The organism is Leisingera sp. F5, from assembly GCF_001593695.1.
Genome location: NZ_LUKH01000098.1, coordinates 1 through 6,601 on the forward strand (window position 1 = coordinate 1; position 6,601 = coordinate 6,601).

Annotated in this window: 6 protein-coding genes; 3 read left to right on the forward strand and 3 right to left on the reverse strand. The window is 57.4% G+C overall.

The window, feature by feature from the left end; translation table 11 throughout:
* Positions 1–166: 166 nt before the first annotated feature.
* Both A2I95_RS24525 and A2I95_RS24530 read right to left on the reverse strand, forming a co-directional pair.
* Positions 167–1,210, reverse strand: coding sequence for a TRAP transporter substrate-binding protein (locus A2I95_RS24525; protein WP_291734062.1), 1,044 nt, complete (start codon positions 1,208–1,210; stop codon positions 167–169).
* A gap of 326 nt (positions 1,211–1,536) precedes the next feature.
* Positions 1,537–2,235: a fumarylacetoacetate hydrolase family protein gene (locus tag A2I95_RS24530; RefSeq protein WP_291734065.1), complete on the reverse strand. Its 699-nt coding sequence runs from the start codon at positions 2,233–2,235 to the stop codon at positions 1,537–1,539.
* A 1,081-nt stretch (positions 2,236–3,316) separates the two neighbouring features.
* On the opposite strand from A2I95_RS24530, the gene A2I95_RS24535 reads away from it, so the two are divergent.
* The 3 genes from A2I95_RS24535 to A2I95_RS24545 are packed head-to-tail and all read left to right on the forward strand — an operon-like array spanning position 3,317 to position 5,349.
* Positions 3,317–3,721: an IS3 family transposase gene (locus tag A2I95_RS24535; RefSeq protein WP_291734066.1), complete on the forward strand. Its 405-nt coding sequence runs from the start codon at positions 3,317–3,319 to the stop codon at positions 3,719–3,721.
* Positions 3,718–4,206, forward strand: coding sequence for a DDE-type integrase/transposase/recombinase (locus A2I95_RS24540; RefSeq protein WP_291734071.1), 489 nt, complete (start codon positions 3,718–3,720; stop codon positions 4,204–4,206). Before A2I95_RS24535 ends, A2I95_RS24540 begins: the two co-directional genes overlap by 4 nt.
* A gap of 39 nt (positions 4,207–4,245) precedes the next feature.
* Complete coding sequence (locus tag A2I95_RS24545; protein ID WP_291734067.1) at positions 4,246–5,349, forward strand: hypothetical protein; 1,104 nt, start codon at positions 4,246–4,248, stop codon at positions 5,347–5,349.
* 649 nt (positions 5,350–5,998) lie between these two features.
* Here A2I95_RS24545 and A2I95_RS24550 read toward each other — a convergent pair.
* On the reverse strand, positions 5,999–6,373 hold the full coding sequence (locus A2I95_RS24550; RefSeq protein WP_291734069.1) for a hypothetical protein: 375 nt from the start codon (positions 6,371–6,373) through the stop codon (positions 5,999–6,001).
* Positions 6,374–6,601 lie beyond the last annotated feature (228 nt).

Genomic DNA, 6,601 nt, shown 5'->3' on the forward strand with positions numbered 1-6,601 from the left:
CACATGTCAGAATGATCAGAAGAGTGAGGACCGCACCGCCCAGGTAGGCCATGGATTTGGCCAGCCGCATCATGAGCTTGTGCATCGTTCAGTTGCCTTATTCCGGTATGCAAAGGGCCGCAGTGCCAATGCCGCGCGGCCCCTCACTTTTATCAATCAAAACGCCTTACTGATACTGCGGCGTGTATTTCTCGATCAGCCCGCTGGCTTCTTCGATCAGCGCATTGCCGTCGAGGCCCTTTTCGGCCATGTCGGCGATCCACTTGTCATAAATCGGCTGCGAACGCTCACGCCAGACGGCGGTCTGCTCTTCGTCCAGGGTGATCACGGTATTGCCCAGATCCAGCGCCATCTCGCGCGAGGGACCATCCGAATCCGCCTGGGTGCCGCCTGCAAAGACCGAGAATTCCAGGCCGGAATTGTCGTCGATCGCCTTCTTCAGGTCATCCGGCAGGCTCTCATATTTCTCTTTGTTCATCGCCAGAACAAAGGTCAGCGTGTACAGCGCCTTGCCAGTGAACTCAGTGTGGTTCTCCACCAGTTCCGGAACCTTCAGCGCCGCGGTCACTTCCCATGGAATGGTGGTGCCGTCGATCACGCCTTTGGACAGCCCTTCCGGAATCGCCGGAACCGGCATCCCCACCGGGGTTGCACCCAGTTCGGTCAGCAGTGCGTTGACCGACCGGCCGCCGCCGCGGATCTTCATGCCTTCCAGATCTTCCGGCGTCTCCACCGGATCCGACGCATGGATCAGGCCCGGCCCATGCACCCAGGTGCCCAGGATGTGGACATCCTTGAACTCGGTGTCCCTCATATGCGTGTCGAACATTTCCCAGTAAGCATGCGACACGGCGCGCGCATTGGTCATCATGAACGGCAGCTCGAACACTTCGGTCGAGGGATATCGGCCTGGGGTATAGCCCACCACGGTCCAGACGATATCTGCCACGCCATCGATGGCCTGGTCCATCAGCTCTGGCGGCTTGCCACCCAGCTGCATCGACGGGAAGCGATCAATCTTGATGCGCCCGCCCGAGGATTCCTCGACATTGTCCGCCCAGACATCCAGGATCAGTTTTGGCACGTTTGCCTGTGCCGGCAGGAACTGGTGCAGCTTCAGGGTCACTTCCTGGGCAAATGCCGGCATTGCGCCGAACATTGCCAAGGCTGCTGCACCCGCTGCACCCAAAATATTTCTCCGAGTGGTCATGTCTGTCCTCCCTTTGACCAAATCATTTGCCAGACCCGCTGCTTTCGCAACATTACTGCAGCAGATGGCAGAATTCTTTCCGTTTTCACCGCCAGAGCCCCGCACAGGGTTCGTTTAACGAACCAGTTGCCTCTCTGCTATTAGGTGCATTTGTAACTATCAACAGCGGATTATGCATTTTCTACTCATGAAATCTGACTGCGCTTCCTGATCGCAGACAAGTTTCACAGCTCATATGTTACAAAGCTCCCAGAGCTCACATCTAAGTTGATACATATTGATATGGCCGCATGGCAACAAAAATCATGGCTTTGCGCCGCCTTGCGTCATTCCGCAGCAGCCAGCGTCAAGCCGACCTGTGGCAGCCCATCAACCCCGCCGCGAATCCGATCGCCTGCCTGAACGGCTCCAACACCGGCCGGCGTGCCGGTCAGAATCACATCTCCGGGCCGCAAGTGATAAAAGCCGGACAGATGGCAGATAATCTCCTCAACGGACCAGATCATTTCCTCCAGCGCGGCATCCTGCCGGATCTCCCCGTTCACTTCCAGCCAAATTCGCCGGCCAGACGGGTTGCCCCAATCCGCTGCCCGGGTCAGGGGCGCAAACACCGCCCCATTTTCCAAATCCTTGCCCAGATCCCAGGGGCGCTGCTTCTGCCGCTCACGGATTTGCAGATCGCGCCGGGTCATATCCAGCGCACATCCATAGCCAAAGACAGCAGCTTTCGCCTCTTCGACGGATGCGCGGAACACCGGCGCGCCAATCGCCACAGCGAGCTCCATCTCGTAGTGGAAGTTTTTAGTCCCAGGCGGATAGGGCACAACCGCGCCTGTCAGCACCGCATTGGCCGCCGCCTTGGTGAAATAGAATGGCGCCTCACGGTCCACTTCGTTGCCCATTTCGGCAGCATGAGCCGCGTAATTGCGCCCAACGCAGAAAATCCGCCCTACCGGGTATCCAGCCGGTTCTCCGGCAACCGGAATCACCGGCGCTTCCGGTAATGTGAACAGAAGCTTACCCATCAAAGAATCCCTCGTAAAGTTGAAGCCAAATTCCGCCGCCCAAGTCAGAGCCGCAATCCAAGAGCCTGTAAACCCCGTGTTCGGATTGAAATGATTTGAATGCCCGTACCCATCCATATTTCCGGAACGCCAGCAACTGCTTCACGGTCACGTATTTGCGGCTTGATTGGGTCCGGCCCCAAAGCAACAATCAAGCTGTGGCAATCGCAATTGGCGTTCAACATGATAACTGGAGTCACGAACAGTTGCGTTCCTGCAAAAAACAAGACCAGGAACAGGCGCTTCTATCACATTACGATATTGCTCTGACTACCGCCATCTGAGCCCCAGACTGGGTTCAACCGGGTGCCATGCACAATGACACCACCTGATCTCCTGTCAGATAGAGATGTGTGTGTCCGGATGCGTTTATTTCCGGAATGGTCCAGGACAGCAGAGTTGACGCCTCACGTGTCAGATGTATCCCTGCGAGCCAAAACCGGGAGGTAGAGCCCGGTGCTATCGCCTAAAACACCGCCTCTTTGGCCGAAAAGGCACATAATACCGCGCGGAGACTATCAAAAATCCGGGTTTCTTCGGGTGTCAGGAAAAGGGCTGCGGCGGCTTTGGCCATGCTGGTTGTCGTCCAGATTAGTGGATTTCATGAGAGATTTGCACTTATTTTGCACCAAAGTCGGCACCCCAAGCAAAGTGTTGATACACTCTACCGGCATCTATTTGATTTCACTTTTCAGGTGACACCATAGTTGTCCATCGCAACCTTTTCAACATATTGGAATCATTAGATCAGCATGCTCTCGCGTGACAAAGAACTGTCCATTGTTGACAGATATGTTGTCCATTGCTTCCGAACGAAATGAACCAGTCGCAATGAAAAAGCACCGCTGATGAAGCGGTGCTTACTGATTTAGACCTGGATGCTCAGCTTCTGGCTCAGAAATACCGGGTGCGCCAGAAGCGCGACTATTACCCAAAGTTGAATCGCAAAATATATGGAAAGGATGAAGATCGGGGAGCTGGCCGCCGCCAATGATTTTTTGTCACGAAAGCTCAAACCGTGGACCGGCAAGCGAGGCGCCAGATGATCAAGCATGCCAACGCCAATCTGCCCGTTGGCAAGCAGTGCAAGCTGCTGTCGATCCCGCGGTCGTCGTTCTATTACCGGCCCAAGGGCGAGACGGCTCAGAACCTGATGTTGATGCAGCAGAGCGGCGAACAGTTCCTGGAAACGCCGTTCTTCGGTGTGCGGCAGATGACCTGGCATCTGCGCAATGAGGGACACTTGGTGAACGAGAAGCGGATCAGACGAGTGATGCGGCTCATGGGCCTCATGCCGATTTACCAAAAGCCCAATACCAGCAAGGCTGCGAAGGGGCACAAGATTTACCCCTGTCTGCTGCGCGGGTTGCGCGTGGGCCGGCCCAACCAGGTCTGGGCGGCGGACATTACCTACCTGCCGATGCGGCGCGTTCGCCATTGGGCTTGAACCAAGGGCGCCTCAATGGCTCACTCCTGTATGTGGCGGCGATCATGGGCTGGTATACCCGCAAGGTGCTGTCCTGGCGCATCTCGAACACGTTGGAAGCGGACTTCTGTGTCGGTGCGCTGAACGAGGCGATCCAGAAGTTTGGGCCACCGGAGATCATGAACACGGATCAGGGCAGCCAGTTCACGTCCTTTGCCTGGGCAGATTGTCATCGCCGCTCCGGCCTGCGCCTATCAATGGATGGCAAGGGCCGGTTCCTCGATAATATCTTCGGCGAACGGCTCTGGCGGTCCCTGAAATACGAATGCGTCTACCTGCACGCTTGGGAGACCGGGTCAGAAGCGAAGGCAGGTGCTGGTAGCCGGATCGAGTTCTACAACCGAAAACGTCCCTATTCCGCACTTGGCGGCAAACCGCCAGCCGTGGTCTATTGGCTGAGAAATGACGAAACCAAACCCGGTCAGAAGGAGCACAGAGTAGCTTAATTTACGTCCGAACCTGTCCAACGATTGGGGAGTAGCTCAGTGGCGGACGCCGCTTTCGCGCGTGCGGTCGCCGCGGATATCGGAACGGATGCAGAACTCCGTCGTGCCCTGGCAGGTGAAGCGATGGAACGGGGCGCGCCCGATGTGGTAATCCACTTGCTCGCCGCTTTCGTCGATCCGGTCCGCGACGACAGAACCAGAAGATGGTTGGCAATTGCCTATGCCCGGACCTCCATTCCATATGAAGCTGGAATCACATTCTTTGCGGATATTCGATCGGCGCAGAACGCTGATGCCGAGCTGAACCGCGTAGGCGGTCACTTTCACCTGTACCGGCGGCGACCGGCCGAGGCGGCCCCGTGGTTTAGGAGATCGCTGGATCTTGAGCCGACTAATGTACGCACACAGATGGCTTATTGGCAGGCACAGAGCCGCGACGGGGCGCACAGGCGGGCCAGAGACTTTCTTGCTGGCGTTGATCTGTCGCCGGCCGAGGGTCCGGCGGAAGACTGCATGGCCATGGCACAACTCCTTTGGCGCAATGGTCGGGACGAGGCGCTTGATTTCGCCTACGAGCTTGCCGCGAGAAATAGAAACGACTTCCAGGTTTGCTTGGGTTATAGCGGCCTGCTTCTTGCTGACGCCTTCGATGGGAATGCCCCGCAGATACCCGCCATTGGTCAGGTATCAGTTGGTGCGATGGTCCGTCTTGGGCCAGTGGCACAGGATGACTGGGTGATCGTGATCGACGAGAGCCAGACCGATCTCCCCGGGCACGTCCAGTCCGACAATACCATTGTACAGCAGGCCTTGGGCAAGGAGGCCGGGGATCAGTTCGAGACAACGTCGGGGCCAAATCGCTTCCCATGGGCCGTCAAAGAAATCAAATCGAAGTATTTGCATCTGTTCCATGAGATTGCGCGGACGTTGCAGGACCAGTTTCCGGACAACGGCAGCCTCTACTCGATGACCGTCGTCGATGATGATTTGACACCGATCCTGGAAAGCGTCCGCGCGCGTCGAAAGTCGGTTGAACGCCTGGAAGAGAACTACCGCGACCAGCCAATGCCTCTTGGGGCCGTCGCCAATGCAGGAGGTGGCTGCACCATCGACTTTGCGGTCCACCTCGCGCAGAGCGGTTAGAAAATCTTCAGCGCAACGGGGCATGCGCAGGACACGAAACGAGAACTTGCGATCGCGCGCTCGGCCCGGGATCGCACGATCGTGCTCGATGCATATACGGCGTGGCTGCTTGAGTGCTTGGGTGTTCTGCAGGCCGTTAAGGATGTGTTGACGACTTGTACGGGCGCAGCGTGACACAGGCGGTATCGTAGAAACTATCAGCCGCCAGGGCAGTTATGCAGCATCTTGCTGTCACCCCAGCCCGAAGATAGCAGTGCCACCTGCGGGCGGTGAACACGGGGGTGTGCGCTTTCGACGCTGGATATCGAAAGTGCGGCCTAAGCGGCGGCCCGGCTCAGGTGAGCAGGCAAGATCGCGGCGATCAGGGGCGGCTGCAAAGTCGCCTGCTGACCGTCACAACAACCCTCACCAGTGAGCAGGAGATAGATACGGTAATTGAGAGATGGGTGATCCTGCCGTCGAGTGCGTTACATTGGTCAAGCCAGTGCGTGTCGGCTTGCTTCGCAGAAGGGTTGCCAGTGTGGACTCTTGCCATGGCGAGCGATCGAAAGGACAAACCCTTTCGTCCAGTCGTCGGTATCACCTGCCCGCACCTTACGGACCAGAGGCGGCCAATCGAGTGTCAGGATTTGGTCAAGTTCAAGAGCGGTCATGCTGCAATCACCACTTCGGAAATGTGGCGACGGAAGGCCATTTGCTCTTTCAGAGGCAAAGCCTCGTATGCGGCCCGTGCAAAGGCCTTGCGCTCTTTCAAAGAGGCGAACGAAGCCCACCAACGGGCGTCATCCATTGGGCTAAGAAACGTTGGGAGCGGGGAGCCTGCATGGTTGAGAATAGCCTCTGCCACCATCTCAACTTGTTCAGTGTCTTCCAAGGCGCGAAGGGCAGCCCAAGCGAGTCCCGTACGCTCCTCAATTGTCATGCGAGCGGCTGCCACTTTCGTAAATCCAGCCCAAGCATCAGTGTCACCCAGCGTCAGGGTATAGCCCATCACTCGCGACATGCGCTTGTGTTCGGGTTTCATCACCTTGGATAGAGGTGATGGCATGCGCGGCTTGGCGTGTCCCGCTTGATCAGCTAACCTATTGACCTGTAAAGGCCCAAAATCACCGGATGTGTCCCGCTGCCGCCTCGGCTTTGGCGGCCAGTGCATCACGGCGCGCGCCGAGCAGTTCGTCCTCCCGGCGGGTAGAGGGCAGCAGGGCACCGATCAGCGCGCCCAGGCCGAGGGCAATGGCTCCGGCAGCCAGCG

What these genes read in the sequence shown, in the direction of transcription:
- A2I95_RS24550 (WP_291734069.1), bottom strand. Translation starts at nt 6,373, where the DNA reads ATGAAACCCGAACACAAGCGCATGTCGCGAGTGATGGGCTATACCCTG.
- A2I95_RS24530 (WP_291734065.1), bottom strand. Translation starts at nt 2,235, where the DNA reads ATGGGTAAGCTTCTGTTCACATTACCGGAAGCGCCGGTGATTCCGGTT.
- A2I95_RS24535 (WP_291734066.1), top strand. Translation starts at nt 3,317, where the DNA reads ATGATCAAGCATGCCAACGCCAATCTGCCCGTTGGCAAGCAGTGCAAG.
- A2I95_RS24525 (WP_291734062.1), bottom strand. Translation starts at nt 1,210, where the DNA reads ATGACCACTCGGAGAAATATTTTGGGTGCAGCGGGTGCAGCAGCCTTG.